This is a genomic window from Parvibaculum sp., assembly GCF_035511255.1.
GTDB lineage: Bacteria > Pseudomonadota > Alphaproteobacteria > Parvibaculales > Parvibaculaceae > Parvibaculum.
In genome coordinates this window covers 1-2,238 of the sequence record NZ_DATKFR010000076.1, presented here as the reverse complement: position 1 = coordinate 2,238, position 2,238 = coordinate 1, and the positions used below count along the sequence as shown (strand labels likewise).

General features: G+C 67.6%; 3 protein-coding genes. All 3 read right to left on the bottom strand.

Annotation, left to right across the window (positions count from 1 at the left end):
* The coding region (locus VMR03_RS02420; RefSeq protein WP_325401919.1) for an ATP-binding cassette domain-containing protein at positions 1 to 278 on the bottom strand (278 nt) is incomplete at its 3' end.
* Positions 279 to 478: 200 nt separating this feature from the next.
* Positions 479 to 880: a hypothetical protein gene (locus VMR03_RS02415; RefSeq protein ID WP_325401917.1), complete on the bottom strand. Its 402-nt coding sequence runs from the start codon at positions 878 to 880 to the stop codon at positions 479 to 481.
* Positions 881 to 920: 40 nt separating this feature from the next.
* Positions 921 to 2,238, bottom strand: a 1,318-nt coding sequence (locus VMR03_RS02410; protein WP_325401915.1) for a transglycosylase domain-containing protein, incomplete at its 5' end; no start/stop codon positions are given.

Below are 2,238 nucleotides of genomic sequence, written 5' to 3'. Positions count from 1 at the left end.
CCGCCCGCCGTCACATAGTCGAGCACGGTCGCCGCGCCGCCGAAGTCCGGGAGCTGCGCGAGATAGGAAACACGGGTGCCCGGCTGAAGAAAGACCTCGCCGCCGTCCGGTTCGACGAGGCCGGCCGCGACCTTGAGAAGCGTCGATTTGCCGGCGCCGTTGCGGCCGACCAGGCAAAGCCGGTCGCCGGGCCCCACGGCAAAACCGGCGCCGTCGATCAGCACCTGATCGGCGAAAGCGATGCGGATGTCGCGAAGGGCGAGGAGGGGCGGGGCCAATTGTACCGTCCGGTGGTTTGCGGGGCACCGGCTATATGGCGCATCGGGACGGGCGAGGCAATGGGCGGCTTCCCGGCGGGCCTTCAGGTATCAACGCGCCCCACCCGAAAAATCCGAGAGGATTTTTCGACCTCCCCTCGCAGGGGGAGGTAAAGGAGATTGGCTTTTTCGCTTTACCTCCTCCGAGTGGCGGGAAAGGATTATTTGCTGCCCGGCTTCTCTTCCGGTTTCTCGGGCGGGGTGTAGGGGGTGAATTCGCCCAGCGCGCAGACGCTGCCCTGGTTGAGGACGCGGATCGTCTGCATGTTCGAGCAGATGGTGCCGCCCTGGACTTCATAAGCGAAGCCGCCCTGCATCTTCAGGCCGAAGCATTTGGAGGCGAGCGTGTTCTTCCAGATTTTGCCGCCCCTCATGTGGAAGAGAATGGTGCTGTCGTCGACGATCTGGGTGTGGTCGATGAAGGTCGGGTCGAGACAGATGGGCGTCGGCTTGAGTTCGGGCTCGGGTGCCGGGACGGTTGCCGGACCTGTTTCGGCGGCGCCGACGGGGAAGGCGATCAGCAGGGAGAACAGGGCAGCGACGGCGGCAAGGCGGCGGTTCATGACGGGGCTCCTGATCCAGGGGACGGCAGTATAGCATCCATCAACGGGGTTTGCCGCCGCCGGGCTGCAACGTTTCGCCGCCCCGGCGGAAGCCCGAGCCCCAGTTGCCGCGATCGGGCTCGGCGCGGGGCGCCTCGACTTTCGGCGCGGCCGCGAAGAGATCGGCCAGTTGGGAGAGGAAGCCCTTCGATCCGTCGCGCGGAGCTTCGGCGACGGGAATGTCGCCCTCGGCGCCCGGCAGCGGCGCGGGCGGGACGCCCACTTGCGAGGCCTGCATGTAATTGTGCCAGGCCAGCGCGGCGAAGTTGCCGCCGGAGACGTTCTTCATCGGCTTGTTGTCGTCGTTGCCGAACCAGACGCCCGCGATCTCGCCGCCCGTATAGCCGATGAACCAGGCGTCGCGATTGTCCTGACTGGTGCCGGTCTTGCCGGCGGCGAGGCGGTCGGGAAGATTGGCGCGCAGGCCCGTGCCTTCGGTGACGACATGGCGGAGCATATAGGTCATTTCGCGGGCGTGGGCCTCGTCGGTCGCCTGGGTCGAGGCGGGCCGGTGCGCGTAGAGCGTGTTGCCGTCGGCCGACGTGATCTCGACGATGCCATAGGGCTCGAAGTGGCGGCCGCCGTTTCCGAAAGTCGAATAGGCGGAGGTGAGCTCGAGGAGCGTCACCTCGGAGCTGCCAAGCGCGATCGAAAGATTGTCCTGCACGGGCGAGGCGATGCCGAGGCGCTGGGCGGCATTGGCGATGGCCGTTACGCCGACGCGCTCGCCGAGCTTCACGGCGACGGAATTGATCGAGCGGGCGAGCGCTTCGGTCAGCGTCACCGTGCCGGCATAGCGGCGGTTGGTGTTCTGCGGCGCCCATTCGCCGAGAGCGACGGGGGAGTCTTCTATTTCCGTATACGGATTGAAACCCTGTTCGAGCGCGGCCAGATAGACGATCGGCTTGAAGGCGGAGCCCGGCTGACGTTCGGCCTGGGTCGCGCGGTTGAACTGGCTCTGCAGATAGGAGCGCCCGCCGATCATGGCGAGGACGGCACCGTCGGGCGCGAGCGCGATCATCGCGCCCTGGCCGACGCCGCGCTTGTCGGCATCGCCCTTGAAAGCGGCGCGCATCGCGGCTTCGGCGGCGGACTGGCGCTTCGGGTCGAGCGTCGTGCGGACTGTGAGGCGGCCATGCGCGTCCGGCAGCAGCGTCCGCACGGTGGAGGCCACCCAGTCGACGAAATATTGCGGGCCGTCGCGCTTGTCGCGTTCGGCGACATGGGCCGGATGCTCGCGGGCGCCGGCGGCTTCCTCCGGCGTCAGGTCGCCATTGTCGACGAGGCGGGCGAGAACCTGGGCGGCGCGGGCTTGCGCA

Bases quoted from the DNA above. Each gene is read 5' to 3' on its own strand.
- VMR03_RS02415 (WP_325401917.1), bottom strand. From the start codon at position 880: ATGAACCGCCGCCTTGCCGCCGTCGCTGCCCTGTTCTCCCTGCTGATC.